This window comes from Kribbella sp. NPDC056345 (assembly GCF_042262745.1).
Classification (GTDB): domain Bacteria; phylum Actinomycetota; class Actinomycetes; order Propionibacteriales; family Kribbellaceae; genus Kribbella.
Window position 1 is genome coordinate 120775 of sequence record NZ_JBHJQQ010000010.1, and the last position, 17223, is coordinate 137997.

The 17223-nt window shown below is 67.1% G+C and carries 17 protein-coding genes; 7 read left to right on the plus strand and 10 right to left on the minus strand.

Translation table 11 applies throughout. The features are described from left to right. Positions 1–1437 (plus strand): RNB domain-containing ribonuclease, encoded by a 1437-nt coding sequence (locus tag ACFCV3_RS31170; protein WP_376035896.1) that lies wholly within the window; start codon positions 1–3, stop codon positions 1435–1437. On the opposite strand, the gene ACFCV3_RS31175 is transcribed toward ACFCV3_RS31170, so the two are convergent. Next, entirely contained in the window at positions 1426–1980 is a 555-nt protein-coding gene (locus ACFCV3_RS31175) for a TetR/AcrR family transcriptional regulator (protein WP_376035898.1), read from the minus strand. The two genes, ACFCV3_RS31170 and ACFCV3_RS31175, sit on opposite strands and share 12 nt — an antisense overlap. A gap of 52 nt (positions 1981–2032) precedes the next feature. Between ACFCV3_RS31175 and ACFCV3_RS31180 the strand changes: the two genes are divergently transcribed. Then, positions 2033–2509, plus strand: coding sequence for a GNAT family N-acetyltransferase (locus ACFCV3_RS31180; protein ID WP_376035900.1), 477 nt, complete (start codon positions 2033–2035; stop codon positions 2507–2509). Here ACFCV3_RS31180 and ACFCV3_RS31185 read toward each other — a convergent pair. Together ACFCV3_RS31185 and ACFCV3_RS31190 are read right to left on the minus strand one after the other, a co-directional pair. After that, positions 2506–3663 carry a hypothetical protein gene (locus ACFCV3_RS31185; RefSeq protein WP_376035902.1) on the minus strand — a complete coding sequence of 386 codons (1158 nt, stop codon included), beginning with the start codon at positions 3661–3663 and terminating at the stop codon, positions 2506–2508. The genes ACFCV3_RS31180 and ACFCV3_RS31185 overlap by 4 nt on opposite strands. A gap of 2 nt (positions 3664–3665) precedes the next feature. Next, a complete protein-coding gene (locus ACFCV3_RS31190) occupies positions 3666–4568 on the minus strand; it encodes an aldo/keto reductase (RefSeq protein WP_376035904.1) in 903 nt (300 codons plus the stop codon). Positions 4569–4659: 91 nt separating this feature from the next. Between ACFCV3_RS31190 and ACFCV3_RS31195 the strand changes: the two genes are divergently transcribed. Then, a complete protein-coding gene (locus ACFCV3_RS31195; protein WP_376035906.1) occupies positions 4660–5157 on the plus strand; it encodes an NUDIX hydrolase in 498 nt (165 codons plus the stop codon). A gap of 8 nt (positions 5158–5165) precedes the next feature. On the opposite strand, the gene ACFCV3_RS31200 is transcribed toward ACFCV3_RS31195, so the two are convergent. Together ACFCV3_RS31200 and ACFCV3_RS31205 are read right to left on the minus strand one after the other, a co-directional pair. Further along, positions 5166–5342, minus strand: a complete 177-nt coding sequence (locus ACFCV3_RS31200) for a hypothetical protein (protein ID WP_165952739.1) — start codon at positions 5340–5342, stop codon at positions 5166–5168. Between the two features lie 63 nt (positions 5343–5405). Further along, positions 5406–6098 (minus strand): helical backbone metal receptor, encoded by a 693-nt coding sequence (locus ACFCV3_RS31205; protein ID WP_376035908.1) that lies wholly within the window; start codon positions 6096–6098, stop codon positions 5406–5408. 292 nt (positions 6099–6390) lie between these two features. Here ACFCV3_RS31205 and ACFCV3_RS31210 point away from each other — a divergent pair, with 292 nt between their 5' ends. Further along, on the plus strand, positions 6391–6999 hold the full coding sequence (locus ACFCV3_RS31210; RefSeq protein ID WP_376035910.1) for a histone H1-like repetitive region-containing protein: 609 nt from the start codon (positions 6391–6393) through the stop codon (positions 6997–6999). A gap of 53 nt (positions 7000–7052) precedes the next feature. Here the strand turns inward: ACFCV3_RS31210 and ACFCV3_RS31215 are convergent, their stop codons facing one another. Then, on the minus strand, positions 7053–7250 hold the full coding sequence (locus ACFCV3_RS31215) for a hypothetical protein (RefSeq protein WP_376035912.1): 198 nt from the start codon (positions 7248–7250) through the stop codon (positions 7053–7055). 47 nt (positions 7251–7297) lie between these two features. Here ACFCV3_RS31215 and map point away from each other — a divergent pair, with 47 nt between their 5' ends. From map to ACFCV3_RS31230, 3 genes are read left to right on the plus strand one after another with little or no spacing between them, the layout of a single operon-like run. Beyond that, positions 7298–8146 carry a type I methionyl aminopeptidase gene (gene map / locus ACFCV3_RS31220; protein ID WP_376035914.1) on the plus strand — a complete coding sequence of 283 codons (849 nt, stop codon included), beginning with the start codon at positions 7298–7300 and terminating at the stop codon, positions 8144–8146. Beyond that, positions 8143–8526 carry a GNAT family N-acetyltransferase gene (locus ACFCV3_RS31225; RefSeq protein ID WP_376035916.1) on the plus strand — a complete coding sequence of 128 codons (384 nt, stop codon included), beginning with the start codon at positions 8143–8145 and terminating at the stop codon, positions 8524–8526. The genes map and ACFCV3_RS31225 overlap by 4 nt, the downstream gene beginning before the upstream one ends. Positions 8527–8551: 25 nt before the next feature. Then, entirely contained in the window at positions 8552–8818 is a 267-nt protein-coding gene (locus ACFCV3_RS31230; RefSeq protein WP_376035918.1) for a hypothetical protein, read from the plus strand. On the opposite strand, the gene ACFCV3_RS31235 is transcribed toward ACFCV3_RS31230, so the two are convergent. The 4 genes from ACFCV3_RS31235 to ACFCV3_RS31250 form a co-directional block, all read right to left on the minus strand. Continuing rightward, a complete protein-coding gene (locus ACFCV3_RS31235; protein ID WP_376035920.1) occupies positions 8778–10286 on the minus strand; it encodes a S10 family peptidase in 1509 nt (502 codons plus the stop codon). The two genes, ACFCV3_RS31230 and ACFCV3_RS31235, sit on opposite strands and share 41 nt — an antisense overlap. Before the next feature lie 78 nt (positions 10287–10364). Then, the gene (locus tag ACFCV3_RS31240) at positions 10365–11486 is read right to left on the minus strand and encodes a ThuA domain-containing protein (RefSeq protein WP_376035922.1); all 1122 of its coding nucleotides are present in this window, start codon (positions 11484–11486) and stop codon (positions 10365–10367) included. 10 nt (positions 11487–11496) lie between these two features. Continuing rightward, on the minus strand, positions 11497–14310 hold the full coding sequence (locus ACFCV3_RS31245; protein WP_376035924.1) for a carbohydrate-binding protein: 2814 nt from the start codon (positions 14308–14310) through the stop codon (positions 11497–11499). 10 nt (positions 14311–14320) lie between these two features. After that, positions 14321–17143, minus strand: coding sequence for a hypothetical protein (locus ACFCV3_RS31250; RefSeq protein ID WP_376035926.1), 2823 nt, complete (start codon positions 17141–17143; stop codon positions 14321–14323). Positions 17144–17223 lie beyond the last annotated feature (80 nt).

The window sequence follows — 17223 nt, forward strand, 5'->3', positions numbered from 1 at the left end:
ATGCCATTGCAGAAGGTCAGGTTCGTTGCCGATGTGCCGGACGTGTTCCGGTCGTCGCTGCAGGACATCCGCCGGGAGCTCGACGTACCGGCGGAGTTCCCGCCCGAGGTCGTGGCCGCGGCCCTGGCGGCCGGTACGGCGCCGCGGTTGCCGGCGCTGGATCGGACCGACCTGGAGTTCGTGACGATCGATCCGCCGGACTCGATGGACCTCGACCAGGCACTGCACATCGAGCGCGCCGGCGACGGGTACGTCGTGCACTACGCGATCGCCGATGTCGCCGCGTTCGTCCAGTACGGCGACCCGATCGACGCCGAGACGCGTCGCCGGGGCGTCACGCTGTACGCGCCGGACAAGCGGACGCCGCTGCACCCGCCGGAGTTGTCCGAGGGTGAGGCGTCGCTGCTGCCCGACCAGGTCCGGCCCGCGCTGCTGTGGACGGTTCCACTCAACGCGCGCGGTGAGACCACGGGCGTGACGTGTGAGCGGGCCCTGGTGAAGTCGCGCGCCAAGCTGAACTACGCCGGTGTCCAGCAGGACCTCGATGCCGGTACGGCGTCGGAGTCGCTGCAGCTGCTGCGCGAGGTGGGCAAGCTCCGCGAGCAGCTCGAGCTCGAACGCGGCGGCGTGAACCTGCCGATCCCCGACCAGGAGGTCGTCACCTCCGAGGACGGCTGGAGCCTGGAGTTCCGCGCGCCGCTTCCGGTCGAGGGCTGGAACGCGCAGATCTCGCTGCTGACCGGGATGGCCGCGGCCGACCTGATGGTGAAGGGCAAGATCGGCATCCTGCGGACGCTCCCGGAGGCCCGCAACGACCTGCGCAACAAGCTCGGACACACCGCGAAGGCACTCGGCATCGACTGGCCCCGCGAGACGACGTACGCCGAATTCATCCACGGACTGGACCCGAAGGTGCCGGCGCACGCGGCGATGCTTGCGGCCTGCACGGTGCTGTTCCGCGGTGCTGGGTACGTGACGTTCGCGGGGAGTGTGCCGGAGCATCCGCAGCACGCCGCGATGAAGGCCGAGTACGCCCATGTCACCGCGCCGCTGCGGCGCCTGATCGACCGCTGGACCGGCGAGATCTGCCTGGCGCTGTCGGCCGGGACCGAGGTCCCCGCGTGGGTCCGCGAGTCGATGGACGAGCTGCCGAAGATCATGGAGGAGGCCGACCGTCGCGCCAACGCCTACGAACGCGCGATCGTCGGCATGGTCGAGGCCGGTCTGCTGCAAGGTCAGATCGGCGATGAGTTCGACGGCGTCATCACCGACGTCGACGACCGCGAACCGAACCGTGGCATCGTCGTCCTCTCCGCACACGCGGTCGAAGGACGAGTCAGCGGTACGGCGCCCCTTCCGCTCGGCAAGGCGGTCCGCGTGAAGCTCGTGGAGGCCGACATCGTCAAGCGCAATGTCACCTTCGAACTAATCCCGTAAGTAGGCGTCGACCGCGGCGGTCGTGCGTTCCAGGTCGCCGGTCGCCAGCAGGTCGATCAACGCACCCCGCAACATCGCCAGTACGCCGGTACGTCGCGCCTCGGCCGCGTCCGGCTCACTGGCCTTGAGCAACTCGAGCCAGTCCTCGACCGTCGACCGGCCGTAGTCGGCCCACGGCCCGTCCGGAACGACCAGCGACCGCCCGTAGGCCTCCACCCAGAACGCCATCAGCGGCCGGCGTTCCGGCGCGGCCAGCCACGTCCACAGTTCCCGCGCGACCACGGTCAGGCCGGGCGGTTCGTCGTACCGGCTGTCGATCTGCCGGAGCAGGTCGAGCTCGTCGGTGCGCGCGCGGGCGAGCAACGCGCGGATCAGGCCGTCCTTGCTGCCGAACAGGAACAGCAGCACTCGCGGGCTGGAGCCGATCGCGGTGGCGAGCGGACGCAGCGAGAGATCGGCCAGGCCGTGGCCGAGCGAGTACTCGTAGGCGCGCTCGAGCAGTTCTTGCTCTCGTGCGGAGGGGGTTTCCTTCAGGGTTGGCACGTGCTTAGTATGGACTACTGAAACAGTCGTGTCAGTAGATTGGACGGGTTCGATGATCAGGAAGCTGGGTGTTCCGGGCGATCTGGGCTGGGTGGTGCAGTCGCACGCCGAGACCTACGCGGCCGAGTACGGCTGGGGGTTCGCCTACGAGGCGCTGATCGCGCAGATCGTCGCGGCGTACGCGACCGACCACGACGACCGCCGCGAGGCCGCCTGGATCGCCGAGGCCGACGGTGAACGCGTGGGCAGCATCTTCTGCGTCCGCGGCCCCGACGAAGCCACCGCCCAGCTGCGCCTCCTGCTACTGACCCCAGCCGCCCGCGGCCGCGGCCTCGGCGCCGAACTCGTCGACACCTGCCTGACCTTCGCCCGCGCAGCCGGCTACAAACGCATGGTCCTGTGGACCAACGACCCCCTGGTCGCCGCCCGCCACATCTACCTGGCCCGAGGCTTCCGCCTCACCGGCTCCGAACCCCACTCCGACTGGGGCGAAGAGCTCACCGGCCAGACCTACGAACTCGATCTCTAGGACGCGCAGGCGGGAGCGCCGGGGGTTGGGGTGTTGTGGAGGGCGTGGGCTAGGAACGTGGTGAGGTAGCCGTTCTGGATGGTTAGGGCGTGGCGGGGGTTGGCGGTGCCCAAGGGGAGGCGTTGGCGGAGGGGCCAGGCTAGGTAGTAGGCACCGTAGTCGGTGAAGTTGAGGTGGCGGGTGCCGGGGACGGTTGCGCACCACGACGTGTTGTTGCTTGCCTTGAGCAACGATAGGGCGCGGGCCCGGTCGGTGTCGGACTTGGCGTCGGGGCCGCAGACGCTGGTGATGCAGGAGTCGTCGGCGCCGAGCAGCATGATCGGTGCCTGCACGCCCTTCTTCACCACCTCACCGAACTGTCGCCCGTCCAGGTCGACCGCCGCCGCGCAACGCGCATCGGTCCGGCAGGCCTCCAACGCAGCCGCGCCGCCGAACGCATGCCCGACGTACGACGGACCGAACGTCGGATCCACGCTCTCCGGCAACTCCTTCGCCACTGTCGCCGCCGCGAACCGCGCGTCGGCCGCCCACGTGCCGACCAGATGATCGCCGGTCTGCAATCCGCCCGGTGAGTTGTCGTCGGGGCTCGGCGGTACGGCGGCCGGCATGCTCTCGAGCGTCTGCCCGCCGAGGACAGTGAGCTTCGCGCTGTACGTCGGTGTGACGCCGGCGACGAGATATCCGTGGCTCGCGAGGTTCTCGGCGAGCGTGGCGTACATCGGCGCCGACATCCCCTCGCCAGGCAACAGAACCACCACCGGGAACCGGCCCGGAGCGACCTCGGCGTGATCCAGTGCAGGGTCGCGCAGGCTGTCGAGCGGCCCCTGCAGGATCGAGAGCGGTGCCTTCTCCTGCAGGCCGCTCCACTGCCCCGGCGCGTACGCGACCTTACGTCCGGTGACCCCCTTCGCCACCGGGTACCAGACCCAGACGGCCAGCCTCCGCGGCCCCGCGACGTACGGGTCCTTGCGAGCGGTGTCGCTCCACTCGAAGGTCTGCCGGCCGACCTGCAGTTGCCCGGTCGGTGCGGGCAGCGACACCGGTTCGGAGCGCTGGACGAGCACCCAGCCGACGTACCCACCGCCACCGACGACCACCAGCAGCACCAGAATCACGATGCCGGTGCGCATCTTCCGCAACCCCCTGTGAGCCATCTCTAGATCCAGGGGAGTGCTGAGCGCTCGGTCCAGTACTCCTCGGGTTGCTGGACGAACTCGGTCAGCGGCCCGTCGGTCCGGAAGGCCAGATTGCTCTCGAGCTGTTCGGCAGTGGTCGCGCCGCTGAGGACGATGTCCGCCCACGGCTGCGCGGCCGCCGTACCGATCGCCAGTGAGTCCGGCGCGATGCCGTGCTGGCGTGCGAAGACGTTGAACGGCGTCTCGCCTGCCTTCGCGGTCAGTCGCCCGTTGGCAACCGCTTCCTTCACCACGACGAACCAGCCGGCGTCATGCGCTTCGGCGAGCGCGGCGCCGGCCGAGGTCTCCAGCACGTTCCAGGTGGACTGGACCGCGGTGAACGGCCCATCGAGTTCAAGTGCCTTCCGCAACGCAGTCGCCTGCTGTGGCCCACTCGTCGACAAACCAACCCGTACGCCGGTGTCCGCGAGCTCGCGTAACCGGTTCAGCAACTTCTCGTCGCCGAGCGCCGGGCTGTCCGTCGTGAGGCTGTGCACGAGATAGAAGTCCGGCGTACCACCCAATGCCTGCAGGGTCTCCGGCCACTGCCGCTCGAACGTCGCGAGCGCGTGATCCTTCACCTCGTGCGTCTCGGCGTCGTGCCGCCAGTCCGCGACATAGGTGTAGCCCCACTTGGAACCGACGGTCAGCTGGGTACGACGTTCCGGAGTCAGCCACTCACCGAGGAACTCTTCGGCAAGCCCGTACGAACGCGCGGCATCGAAGTAGCGAACACCCGATCGCCAGGCCAGCTCGAGCAGTTCGTGCGTGCGCTGCCGCAGATCCTCGACCGCCCGGCCGGCGGGCAGATCCTCGTCGTGGCCAAGGTTGATGTACCCCGGCCGACCGACCGCCGCAAGGCCTAGACCGATACGAGCTCTCATACGTTCGATCGTAGATGTCGACGGCAACAACTAGTGAGACGCGCCGCGTTGCACGGCACGAGGTGTGCGAAGTCGTCTAGCGTTTTGTGGTGTGAGTGAATCTCGGTTGCCACCTCCAGGTACCGTCGTCCGCCGGACGACGGCTCGTGTGCTGCCGGTGCGTCCGGACGGCAAAGTCCTGTTGCTGCACGGCTGGGATCCGCTGAAACCCGACGTTCCGTACTGGTTCACGATCGGCGGCGGGGTCGAGGCCGGCGAGTCGATCGCGGACGCTGCCTGCCGGGAGTTGCGCGAGGAGGTCGGCATCGTGCTGCCCGCCGACGCACTCGGTACGCCGGTCGCGGCGAACACGATCGAGTTCGAGTGGGGTGGCGCCCGGATGATTCAGCAGCAGACGTTCTTCGCGGTGGCGGTCGACACCGTCGACGTCACGTTCGCGAACCAGGAGGAGCTGGAGCTGCAGACGATCAGCGCGCACGGCTGGTGGTGGGGTGACGACCTCGAGGCGACCGGCCAGGCCGCCCACGTCACGATCCCCGGTCTGCTCCGGCAGGCGGCCGACGCGATCACTCTGCGCCGCGCGTCCTGAACCAGCTGTTACCGGGAGCGGGCTTCCTTCAGAACCTTCTTGGGGACCTTCTTGTCGACCTTGTAGTGGACCCGGTCGAGGCGCTCCGCGCAGCCGGCATCAGCGAGCCGCTTCAGGACCACCGGGCACTTCTTGCACCTCGGCTTGTCCTTGCAGCATTTTTTCTTCGCGGTCATTTCCGGCACGCGCTGAGCGTAGGTGAGGCAAACCTAACTGTCTAGTTGAGACGGCAGGGATCGTGTCGTACGTCACGCCAGCTGTTCGCTGAGCACGGCTCGCGCCTCGACCAGTGACGGTCCGTACCAGGTCAGGTGCCGCCCGGAGACGCACTTCGCCGGCTGCTGAAATGCCTCCGGACCGTCGTCGGGTGCAAACGCATAAGGCTCGTCCGGCAACACCACGACGTCGTACGGCGGCAATGTTTCGGGGTCGAACCGTGGATAGCGTTCGCCCGATTCCGCGAACACGTTGTCGACCCCGATCCGGGTGAGCAGATCACCGGCGAACGTGTCCCGTCCCAATGCCATCCACGGCCGCCGCCAGATCGGTACGACGGCACGACGGCGCGGACCGGAGTACGGCGTACTCCACACTGCTCGTGCATCGCGCAACCACGACGGCACGTCGCCGGTGATCGCGGTGAGCAGCTCGTCGAGTTGATCGAGTGCTTCGTCGACAGTCGTCATCGACGTCAGCCACACGTCGATGCCGAGTGCACGCAACGCGTCGAGATCGACAGCGCGATTCTCTTCGGCGTTGGCGATCACGAGGTCCGGTGCGAGCTGTTGGATCCGTTCGAGATCAGGATTCTTCGTGCCGCGAACACGTGTCACATCGAGGTCCGCGGGGTGTGTGCACCAGTCCGTCGCACCGACGAGAAGAGGTGCGTGCGTGACCGCGATCGACTCCGTCAACGACGGCACGAGACTCACTACTCGCATCACTTCAACTCTCCGTCCGAAGTCTGTTGCCGACGACAACACTGTGCCAAACGGCCGTTCGACACGACTTTTGTGCGCGTGTCGTGAAGAAATTCTGGAAGCCCTTCGGTGTCCTTCGGGTGTCGTGGAAACCCTTCTGCACAACGCTTTTCGGAAATTCTTCGCAGTCGCGGCCGTGCGTCGCCTTGACCCGAAGGTGTTTCGGGTGCTTTACGAAGCCACCAAGTGTTGTCATCATCGTTGACGACGAGGAATCCACCGTGGTTTTCCTCAGCCGCACAAGGAGGCAGAAGTGCCAGCCAAGAAGGCAGCCGCAGGGAAGGCGACAGCCAAAAAGGCTTCTCCCGCCAAGAAGACTGTCGCGAAGAAGACCACCGCCGCGAAGACGACGACCGCGCGGAAGGTTGCAGCGAAGAAGACAGTCGCCAAGAAGGTGAGTGCGGCAAAGAAGACCGCCGCCAAGAAGACGGTGGCGAAGAAGGCCCCGGCGAAGAAGGCCACCGCCAAGAAGACTGTCGCGAAGAAGGCTCCGGCCAAGAAGGTCGCCGCCAAGAAGACCACCGCGAAGAAGACGGTGGCGAAGAAGACCGTGGCGAAGAAGGCTCCGGCCAAGAAGGTCGCCGCGAAGAAGACCGTCGCCAAGAAGACGGTTGCGAAGAAGGCGCCGGCCAAGAAGGCCACCGCCAAGAAGACCGTGGCCAAGAAGGCTCCGGCCAAGAAGGTCGCCGCCAAGAAGGCCCCCGCGAAGAAGGCCGTTGCCAAGAAGGCTCCGGCGCGGAAGGTCGCGGCGAAGAAGGCGCCGGCCAAGAAGACGGTCGCCAAGAAGGCCCCGGCCCGTAAGGCCCCGGCTCGTAAGGCACCCGCGCGGAAGGCGCCGGCCCGTCGGGCCGCTGCCCGCTGATTCCGTACCCGAAAACCGAAGGGCACCGCCGTTGTGGCGGTGCCCTTCGGCTTTCAGTCGTCTTCCCAGTCCTTGTTCTGCTTCTCCCAGGCCTCGTTGCGTTCCTGCGCTATTTCCAGCGCCCGGGCCGCTTCTTCCGGTGAACTGTAGGGTCCGAGCCGGTCGCCGGACTTGGCGCCCTGGTACGGCTCGACCTCGCCGGTCTTGGTGTTGTAGTACCACTCGTTGCTGTGATCGTCGCTCTTGGACATGACCACCTCCCGGAAGTCTTGGTATCGCTCACTAAGATGTTCCCACCATGTCGATCCTTACTCCCGGCACCATCTCGCCGCGCCGCGAAGTTCCTGCCGTCATTCCGCGCCCCGAATACGTCGGCAAGCCGGCCCCGACGCCGTACGACGGTTCGTACGTGACGGCGCCGGAGCTCGTGGACAAGATGCGGGTCGCGAGCAAACTCGCCGCGCAGGCGCTGCAGGCTGTCGGTGCGGCCGCGAAGCCGGGGGTGACGACCGACGAGCTCGACGCGGTCGGCCACGACTACCTGGTCGAGCGTGGTGCGTACCCGTCGACCTTGGGCTACCGCGGCTATCCGAAGTCGTTGTGCACCTCGGTCAACGAGGTGATCTGCCACGGCATCCCGGACGACCGCCCGCTCGAGGACGGCGACATCCTGAACGTCGACATCACCGCGTTCCTCGACGGTGTGCACGGCGACACCAACGCGACGTTCCTGGTCGGCGACGTCGACGAGGAGAGCCGGCTGCTCGTCGAGCGCACGCACGAAGCGCTGATGCGCGGGATCAAGGCAGTGAAGCCCGGCCGCCAGGTCAGCATCATCGGCCGCGTGATCGAGTCCTACGCGAAGCGCTTCGGGTACGGCGTCGTCCGCGACTTCACCGGTCACGGCATCGCGACGTCGTTCCACTCCGGGCTGATCATCCCGCATTACGACGACGAGCGTTTCGACGACATCATCGAGCCGGGGATGACGTTCACCATCGAGCCGATGCTGACGCTGGGGACGTACGACTACGACCTGTGGGACGACGGCTGGACCGCCACCACCAAGGACAAGTCCCGGACCGCACAGTTCGAGCACACGCTGGTCGTCACCGACACCGGCGCCGAGATTCTGACTCTGCCGTGAACGTCCAGCGGTACGAGCAGTCACACCTGGCCGGCATCGTCGCGTTGTGCGATGCCGAGGGCTGGCCGAGCTTCGGCGCCGACCTCGACCGCGCACACGCGACCCTGACCGCACCGGGCGTGACGACGGTGGTCGCACTCGACGGTGAGCTGGTGATCGGTTTCGCCTACCTGCTCAGCGACGGCCACATCGCGTCGTACCTGTCGATGATGGCAACCCACGTGGACTACCGCCGCCAGGGCATCGGCCGCGCCCTGATCGACTACGCCCACCCACTCACCGGTGCACAGCGTATCGACCTCGTCACCGACACCGCCGAGAACTTCTACGCGTCGTACGAGCACCACCGCACGTTCTCCGGCTTCCGCATCTACCCGTAGCCCCGTCGCCTGTCACACTGCGCTGATGAGCGAGGGTGGGGATGTGAAGCGCACGCCGAGCGTGGCGCGGAATTTGCTGGACTTCAACACCGACTGGACGTGGCGGTGGTTCATCGGACGGGTGGCCTTGTTCGGGCTCGGTTCGTTCCTGGGCGGCGTCACCTGGGAGCTTCTCACCGGCGAAGCCGCAAGCGATCGCGGGTTCATCGAGAAGCTCTTCGGCAACGTCTACATCTGGGTCTGCCTGATCGCTACTGGTCTGTTCGCCCTGTCCGACCGGCGGTCGCGATGAAGGCGGCCAGGTCGGCCGACTGCTGGATGCGGGATTCCTCGTGGACGTACATCATGTGGCCGGCCGGGTAGTACTTGACCTCGATGTTCGCGGTCAGTTCGCGGGGGATCTTCAGGCGGGCGAGGGTGTGTTCGGTGGCGAAGTACGGGGTGGCGCCGTCGTAGTGGCCGGAGGCTACGTGGACCTTGAGGTGGGGGTTGGTGCGGAGGGCCTCGGCGAGTTTGTCGGCGACGGTGATCTGCTGGCCCTCGAACTCCTTGTACGACCAGTTCTTCGCGGCTTCCCAGCTGAGCGTCTCGTACGGCAGGTCGTTCTCGTAGCCGAGCTCGGAGCGGACGTAGTGGTTCAGCGCCGCTGAATACGGACCGATGATCGCGGCGAACGACGGGTCGTTCGGGGTTGCGTCGATGGCGTAGTCGACCTCCCAGCCGGTGAACCGGCCGTCCAAACGACCGACCGTACGGCGCTGGGAACGCAGCAGCTCGGTGTAGAAGCGCTGGTGCTCGATCCGCAGATCGACGCGGTCGATGTAGTCCTCGCTCAACCCGGTCAGTGCAGCGAGCCGCGTCACCACCTCGGCTCGGTAGTCGTCCGGGATGCGGTTGCCCTGGGCAAGCGCATTCGGGTACCGCCCGGCGGCGAACCGCTCGGCGTCCGCGAGCAGCTCCTCGAGCGTCCGGTCCGGGATCAGCCCGTGGTAGTGCGCAATGGCGGCGTACGTCGGCAGGAACAGCGTGTACGGCAGATCGTTGCCGGGGGAGAAGTCCAGGGTCCCGAACTCCAGTACGGCGGAGATCAGCATCACGCCGTTCAGGTACATCCCGTACCGCGTCTGCAGATGCGCGGCCAGCCCGGCGGCGCGCGTCGTACCGTAGGACTCACCGGCGAGGAACTTCGGCGAGATCCACCGCCCGTTCCGCGAGGTCCACAGCCGGATCACCTCGCCGACGGACTCAAGGTCGCGCGTGAAACCGTGGTACTCGCCAGGCTTCTCACCCTCGACAGCCCGCGAGAACCCGGTCGACACGGGGTCGATGAAGACCAGGTCGCTGTGCAGCAGCAGGCTCTCGTCGTTGTCCACCAGCCCGTACGGCGGCGCTGCCACCGCACCGGCGTCCCCGGAGACGACCCGCCGTGGCCCGAGCAGCCCGAGGTGCAGCCAGATGCTCGACGAACCGGGACCACCGTTGAACGCGAACGTCACCGGCCGCTCGGCCGCGTCGGCGTCATCCAGCGTGTACGCGGTGAGAAACACCTCCGCCTTCGGCTGATACCCCTCGGACTTGCCGTCGGTCAGCACCTCCTCCCGCAGCACGATCCGCCCGGTGGTCGCGGTGTACTTCAGCTCGCGCCCACCGATGGTCAGCGTGTGCCGCGTCGCCACCAGATCGTCCACCGGCGTCGCCGGCTTCTTCTCCTCGCTCGCGGGCTTGTCGGTGGTGTTGGCGGTGGTCTGGTCATCAGCCATGCCGAGCACCCTAATTCACGGACCTGCCCCACTCACCAACCCCTGCACGGACGGGTGGTGAGTGGGGCGGTCCTCCGCTCAGCTCACCGTGAAGTTGTCCACGTCGAACAGGGCGCCGGATCCACCGCTGAAGGTGAGGAACAGGGCACCCGTGCCCGGGGTCAGCGTGGTGGAGATGGTCTGGAAGTTCTCCCAGCCGCCGGTGACCGGTACGGCGACCGTCCCGAGCACCGGCCCGGTCGCCGAACCCGAGCGGATCCGGATCGTCCCACCTGCACCGCCTGAGGAGATGCGGGCGGTGAAGCTGGTCTTGCCGGCCGTGTTCACCTGCGAATACCCGGCCCAGTCGCCGTTGTCGATGTAGCCGAGTGTCCGGCCGCCGCTGGCACCGTTGTGCGGGGCCACCTGAACGCCTGACTGGGACGTGAACGCCTCCCCCTCGATGGGGATGACCGGCGGCGTGGACGTGGCGCCAGCGGCGTACTGGATGCCTCCCAACAGGTGCTGGCGGAACGAGGCATCGCCGTACGACGCGATCGTGTGCCCGAAGCCGGTGTAGAACGAGCGGCCGGAGCCCTGCGCGTGGTACCAGGCGATCGGATGATCACCCATGTTCCCGCCGGTGTAGGTCGACTCGTCCAGGTTGATCAGCACGCGCACATTCGGCCGCGGGTTGGTGCGGTAGTTGTACAGCTCGTCCGTGCGCACCCACGTCGCGCCGAGATGGGCCGTCGACTGATGCGTGCGGTCCTCGACGCGCGCGGTCACCTGCTGGATCGCAGGGTGACTGTGGAACCACGCCCCACACAGTTGCCCGTAGTACGGCCAGTCGTACTCCGTGTCCGCGGCCGCGTGCACGCCGACGTACCCGCCGCCGCCGTTGATGTACGACTCGAAGGCCGCCTGCTGGGTGGCGTTGAGGACGTCCCCGGTCGTGCTCAGAAACACCACGGCCTTGTACGCCGCCAGCGACGACGCAGTGAACACGTTGCTGTCCTCGCTCGCGGTCACGGTGAACCCGTTCGCCGCGCCCAGATCCCGGATCGCCTGGATACCGGCCGGGATCGAATCGTGCCGGAAACCGGCCGTCTTGCTGAACACCAGCACCTGGTACGGCGCCGCGCAGGCCGGAAGGGCGTTCCAGCCGACGGCCAGCGCTCCACCGGCGATCAATGCGGTACGACGTGTGAAAGTAGTCATGGCAGGCCCCTCAAGGAGTCACGGTGAAGGTGTCGACGTCGTACAGATTTCCGGCGCCGCCGACGAAGGACAGGAACAACGCACCACTTGCTGACGCGTTCAAGGTGGTCGAGACGGTCTGGAAGTTCTCCCAGCCGCCAGTGACCGGTACGGCGACCGACCCGAGCAACGTGCCGGTCGCCGAGCCGGCGCGGATCTGGAGCGTGCCGCCCGATCCACCCGACGAGACGCGGGCACTGAACCCGCGCATCCCGGCCGTGCTCACTCCGGAGTAGCCGGCCCAGTCGCCGTTCTCGATAAAGCCGACCGTCGCGCCGCCGCTGGCGCCGGCATGCGAGGCGATCTGTACGCCGGACTGCGAGGTGAACGCCTCACCCTCGGTCGTGCTGCCGCCAGAGCTGGACGGGTTGAGCGTGAAGGCGTCGACGTCGAAGAGACTGCCTTGACCGGTGGCGCCCTTGAAGACCAGGAACAAGGTGGTCGTCCCGGCCGGCCTGTTACTCAGGTTGGCGCTGACGTTGGTGAACGTGTCCCAGCTGCCGGTGTTCGGCACGGTCGCCGTACCGAGAAGCGTTCCGGTCGCCGACCCGGCGCGGACCTCGAGCGTGCCACCAGGACCGGCCGAAGAGACGCGTGCGGTGATCGACGTGGCGTTGCTGACCGCGTAGGGCGTGTACGAGATCCAGTCGCCGTTGTCGATGAACCCGGCCGTCTTCCCGCCTTCGGCCGCCCCGTGGTCGGCCAGCTGGATTCCGGACTGTGCGGAGAAGTGCTCGCCCTGGCGGTGCCGCGGCTGCAGCTTGTGCTTGTCGACCGAGGTCAGTCCGCCGTTGTCGGTGTACGACGCGGTGAAGACGCCGTACACGTTGGCCGCCGGATCGTGCTCACCATCGACCGGTACGGCGATGGAACCGCTGCAGCCGGTCTTCGAGGTGATCTCGTGGTCGTGGGCGTCGTGACCGAGCCAGTAGGTCACCTTCACCCGCGAGCAGTCGATCGTGCCGTCCTCCGGATCCGTGACAGTCGCCTGGAATGGAACCGTGTCCCCGAACGAGAACAGCTGGCCGTCGATCGGTGTCTGCAGGGTGACGGTCGGGGCTGTGTTCCCGACGCTGATCTGGACGTTGGCCGAGCCGGTGAGCCCGGTCGGATCGGTCACGGTCAGCGTCGCGGTGAAGTTGCCGGCCGTGTTGTAGGTGTACGACGGGTTGGCCTGCGTGGAGGTGCCTCCGTCACCGAAGGTCCAGCGGTAGGTCAGCGCGCCACCCTCGGGATCGGAGCTTCCCGCGGAGGAGAAGGCCACGGTGAGTGGACGCCCGCCGGAGGTCGGCGTACCGGAGGCTTTGGCGATCGGGTTGCGGTTCTGGGCGCCGATGTATTCGATCCGCCACAGTGCCTGGTTGTTCGAGCCGGTGCCGTAGTCGAGGACGTAGAGGGCGCCGTCCGGGCCGAAGGCCATGTCCATCACCTGGGTGCCGTTCCAGGGGAACGCGCCGATGTCGCCGACGCCGCCGGTACCGGTCACCTCGATCGCCTTGATCCACTGGCGACCGAGCTCTCCGGCGAAGTAGCGGCCGTTGAGCGAGGCGGGGAACTTCACCGGCGAGTTGAGATTGGCGTCGTACCGATAGACGGGCCCACCCATCGGTGACTCCGAACCGGTGCCGAATTCGGGCGGCGTTCCGGCGTCACCGGCGTACCGGATCCAGGCCGGTTGGGCGGGCGGCAGCGTGGTTCGGCCGGTGTTGCGGAAGGAGTTGTTGGTGGGGCCGCCTGCACAGTTGAACTTGGCACCCGACGGGCCGCTGGGGAACTGGTAGTCGTTGTAGGTTTCCGTGGTGGTGTTGGTGCCGGTGCAGTAGGGCCAGCCGAAGTTGCCCGGCGCGGTGATCCGGTCGAACTCGACCTGGCCGTTGGGACCGCGGTTCGGGTTCGTGACGCCGGCGTCCGGGCCGTAGTCGCCGAGGTAGACGATGCCGGTCGCCTTGTCGACACTCATCCGGAACGGGTTCCGGAAGCCCATCGCGTAGATCTCCGGGCGGGTCTGTGCGGTCCCCGGCGCGAACAGGTTGCCGGACGGGATCGTGTAGGTCCCGTCGGGCTGCGGCTTGATCCGGAGCACCTTGCCGCGCAGGTCGTTCGTGTTGCCCGAGGTGCGCTGCGCGTCGAACTGCGGGTTGCGGTTGGTCCGCTCGTCGATCGGGGTGTAGCTGTCGGACTGGAACGGGTTGGTGTCGTCGCCGGTGGTCAGATAAAGGTTGCCAGCGGCATCGAAGTCGATATCACCACCGACGTGACAGCACTGGCCGCGATCGTTCGGCACCCGCAGGACGATCTTCTCGCTGGCCAGATCGAGGGTGTTGTTGGCCGCCAGCGTGAACCGCGAGAGGTGCAGTTCGCCCTTCCAGGCGTCCCAGGTCGCCTGCGTACCCTCGGTCGGTGCGTCGCCGTCGGGGGTGTTCAGTCGTGGGGAGAAGTACAAGTAGACATAGCGGTTCGTCGCGAAGTTCGGATCGACCGCGACACCCTGCAGGCCCTCCTCGTCGTGGGTGTAGACGTTGAGCTTGCCGGCCAGAGACGTCGTACCGTTCACGTCGGTGATCCGGACCGAGCCGTCGCGGGCGGTGTGGATGACCGATCGGTTGGGCATTACGGCGAGCGACATCGCCTCGCCGAGTTCGTTGCCACCACTGGCGAGCGAGATCTGCTGGTAGTCGCCGGGTGGAATGGTCGACCCGGCTTGGGCGGATGCGGTGAGACCCACCGCGGCGGTCAGGACGGCGGCGATCGACAGGGCGATCCGCCGGAGAGTTCTGGTGCGCATGACTACTCCGTCAGTTGTTGATCAAATCGAACGATTCCCAGGGGCCGATCGCCGTACGGTTGGCGATCAGGGCGGCGGCACCGGCGTTCTCGGCGCAGACCAGGTTGTTGTTGATCTGCGCGCGGAAGCTGACCGTGCCGTCACCGTTGCGGATCAGCTGGAAGGTCTCCCACGAGCCCACGGTCGCGTTCTTCGCGAGCAGTGGTGCCGCACCGGCGTTGTCGGCGGCAACGAACAGGCCGTTGGCCTTGGCCTTCAGCGACACGTTGCCGCCGCCGAGATCCGCCATCTCGAACTGCTGCGCCGTACCGATCGTGGTGCTGTTGGCGATCAGCGGCGTACCGGTTCCGGCGGTGACGTACTTGCCGTTCGCACGCGCCCGGAGGCTGATCGTGCCGGTGCCGGGGGTGGCCTTCGGCAGACCGATCGTGACCCGGTCGTAGCGCCGGGCCGCGGTGGCCGGCGTACCGGACAGGGCTTGGAAGGGCTGGATGGCCGAGCCGGTCTTCTCCACCAGGTAGGACCGGCCGCTCTGAGCTGGGATCGTGAACGTCGCGTTGCTTTGCGCGGCGACGACGGTTGCCCGGGTCTGTCCGTCCAGGACGGTGACACTCTGGCCGGGCCAGGGACTCCGTACGGCGAGTTGCTGGTTCGCGCCGGACGTGATCGCGACCGTGGTCGGCGTGCCGGCGGTGATCTGGACGTGGACCTTGGATTTGTGGCCGATAGCAACAGTTCCTTCGCCGGTCCAGTCACTCGGCCAGGCCGGGGCGATCCGCAGCAGGCCGTCGTAGTCCTGGGCGAGCGCTTCGGGGACGGCTACGGCCAGGACGCCGGACTGCTCGATGTATGGCTCGGAGGCTGGTTGCGCGGTGAAGCTCGCCATGCCGGAGGGGTAGACCTGGAACTGTCTGATCGCCGCCAGCAAGGAGGTCTTCACTTCGGTCGCCATCCCGAGCCGGGCCGCGTGGAGTGAGTCGTAGCTCCAGGTGTGGCTGTTGACGTAACTGCGTGCGGTGAAGGTCCGGCGGCCGAGCGCGGAGTTGTCGCCGATCAGGTTGAAGGGCCAGACCGCTTCGAGACCGATGTTCTCGAAGTTGCGCCGCTGCGCCGCGGGTTGGGTGGACGGGCCGATCATGGTGTTGCCGTTGGCATCGTCCGCGGGGGTGAGGAGCCGCGTCTGGGTTGCAGTGTCGGTGCGGGGGAGCGTCTGGATCTTCGGGATCGCCGCGTTGAGCTGGCTGACCAGGGCCGCGTCGACGTTGAGGAGTTGCGCAGCCTTCACGGCGACCGGGAAGAAGGACTGCATCGCCGCGATATCCGTGGCCGGGTTGGTGACGTCCCATTGGGTCTCGTGGGCGTTCGAACGGGTGTGCAGCTTGCCGTCCGAACCGGTGGTCGCGTGCGAGAGCAGGAACTGCGCCGCGCCCTTGATCAGCGGATAGTGCTTTTCGAGGAAGGCCCGGTCGTCGGTCATCCGGTAGTGCTCCCAGACCCACAGGCCGACCTCGGCGCCGGTCGTGACGTTCAGGGAGTTCCACATCGGCGGGATCGTCGAGTCGCAGGATGCGTTGTCGTTGCCGCCGTTGTACGTGCCGTTGCCGTTGAACCGCATCGTCTCCGGGACGCAGAGGCCCTGTTTGCCGGGCATGTGCGCGCTGGTCCAGGCCGCGATCGCGTCCCGGTTGTCGTTGTAGAGACGGAACATCGGGTCGTTCAGGGCCGGTAGTCCCGCGGCCAGGTTGGCGGCCACCTGCATTCTCAGGTTCCAGAACCAGTAGCCGGCCGGATACCAGTCGCGCTTGTCCTGCGAGAACGTGAACAGGTCGGCGACACCGGCCTGCGATCCGGGCAGTACGCCGCGACTCTGCGCCGCACTCGCGTAGAGGAAGATCGTTCGCAGGTTCTCGACGTAGTCCCCGGTGCCGTCCGGCGAGGTGATCTTGATCAGGCCGGCCGAACTCCAGTAGTTGTGCCACCACTGGAGATGGGCATTCCGTACTTCGCCCTGTGCTGCACCGCCCAGGACAGCGTTGGTCGTGGCGATCGAGTCCCCACCGGTCCAGGTCGGTGCCGCGACGACGACCCGGAACGAACCGTCTGCATTGGGCTGGAAGGTGACCTGGCCGGTCAGGTTGTTCGGTGTACTCGCAACGACATTGCGGCCGCCGGCAGTGAGCCCGGCGAGCGATCCGAACGTGCGGCCGGAAGCACCGGCGCCGTTGTTGTCGACCCAGGTTTCGGCGAGCACCGCCGTACCGCCTGCTGCCCGGGCTTGGGGGGAGCGTCCGCTCCACAACTTCACCTGGGCGGTCTGGGTGCTGTTCGGGTCGGCGCCGGTGACGTCGACGACGAGCTGCTGGGTATCGGCCCGCACGAACGCCGTCAGGGTCATGCCACCACCCGACTGCCGGAGCATCCCGTCGTACAGATCGAGCGTGCCGGTGAAGTCGGCCGCGGCGGTGAGCCGGGCGAGTCCCGGGATCACCAGGTGACCAAGGGATTTGCGGTCGGGGAAGGTATCGGTGCGGTTGAGTTGGGCGGTGAATCCGTCGGCCGCCCAGACGGCCGCGCCGAGTGCCCCGTTACCGAGCGGGAGGGAGTCGGCAGGGGCTGGGTTGGCGCTCTGGAGAACGACGTTCGACCGCCGGACCACGTTCTGGGTGTCGACGACGAACGAGCCGTTGTGCCAAGCCGTCGTACCGGCTGCTGCTTTCGCCTCTGTGGTGGGCGCGAGCAATGTGGCAGTCAGGAGGACGGCGAGCAGGACGCTCAGCTGTCTTCTGGGTTTCGGCCGAATTCTGGGCAGGGGTAAGCGCACGAGGGCGTGCATCGGACCTCACTGATGAGCTTGGGGGCGGACCCATCGGCCGGGCGCGGAGAACCCTGGGTGCTATCGGATATTTCCTGCCC

Excerpts from the sequence above, each read along its gene's own strand:
- map (WP_376035914.1), top strand. The coding sequence starts at position 7,298 with ATGTCGATCCTTACTCCCGGCACCATCTCGCCGCGCCGCGAAGTTCCT.
- ACFCV3_RS31170 (WP_376035896.1), top strand. The coding sequence starts at position 1 with ATGCCATTGCAGAAGGTCAGGTTCGTTGCCGATGTGCCGGACGTGTTC.
- ACFCV3_RS31240 (WP_376035922.1), bottom strand. The coding sequence starts at position 11,486 with ATGACTACTTTCACACGTCGTACCGCATTGATCGCCGGTGGAGCGCTG.
- ACFCV3_RS31180 (WP_376035900.1), top strand. The coding sequence starts at position 2,033 with ATGATCAGGAAGCTGGGTGTTCCGGGCGATCTGGGCTGGGTGGTGCAG.
- ACFCV3_RS31185 (WP_376035902.1), bottom strand. The coding sequence starts at position 3,663 with ATGGCTCACAGGGGGTTGCGGAAGATGCGCACCGGCATCGTGATTCTG.
- ACFCV3_RS31235 (WP_376035920.1), bottom strand. The coding sequence starts at position 10,286 with ATGGCTGATGACCAGACCACCGCCAACACCACCGACAAGCCCGCGAGC.
- ACFCV3_RS31215 (WP_376035912.1), bottom strand. The coding sequence starts at position 7,250 with ATGTCCAAGAGCGACGATCACAGCAACGAGTGGTACTACAACACCAAG.
- ACFCV3_RS31190 (WP_376035904.1), bottom strand. The coding sequence starts at position 4,568 with ATGAGAGCTCGTATCGGTCTAGGCCTTGCGGCGGTCGGTCGGCCGGGG.
- ACFCV3_RS31205 (WP_376035908.1), bottom strand. The coding sequence starts at position 6,098 with ATGCGAGTAGTGAGTCTCGTGCCGTCGTTGACGGAGTCGATCGCGGTC.
- ACFCV3_RS31230 (WP_376035918.1), top strand. The coding sequence starts at position 8,552 with ATGAGCGAGGGTGGGGATGTGAAGCGCACGCCGAGCGTGGCGCGGAAT.
- ACFCV3_RS31245 (WP_376035924.1), bottom strand. The coding sequence starts at position 14,310 with ATGCGCACCAGAACTCTCCGGCGGATCGCCCTGTCGATCGCCGCCGTC.
- ACFCV3_RS31250 (WP_376035926.1), bottom strand. The coding sequence starts at position 17,143 with ATGCACGCCCTCGTGCGCTTACCCCTGCCCAGAATTCGGCCGAAACCC.